The sequence below is a fragment of the Klebsiella sp. K47 genome, assembly GCF_051858335.1.
Taxonomy (GTDB): Bacteria; Pseudomonadota; Gammaproteobacteria; order Enterobacterales; family Enterobacteriaceae; genus Klebsiella; species Klebsiella pneumoniae.
Window position 1 is genome coordinate 1 of record NZ_JBPYUI010000574.1, and the last position, 211, is coordinate 211.

Annotated in this window: 1 pseudogene; it reads left to right on the plus strand. The window is 63.0% G+C overall.

Annotated features, from left to right (window positions below):
• A pseudogene (locus RRF55_RS29275) lies at positions 1-211 on the plus strand (two-component system sensor histidine kinase DcuS); the annotation flags it as partial.

Consider the following 211-nt stretch of genomic DNA (forward strand, 5'->3'; position numbering starts at 1 on the left):
TACTCTGTGCAGATCACCCGTGCCACGCGCGATGACGTGAAAGATACCGCGCTGGGTATCGCCCGAACGCTGGCCGACAGCCCGGAGATCAAGCGTGGCCTGATGGAATCGCCGCAGGCCGGCATCATCCAGCCGATTGCCCAGGCGGTGACGAAGCGCAACGACCTGCTGTTTACCGTGGTTACCGACCTGCGTGGGATCCGCTATTCCC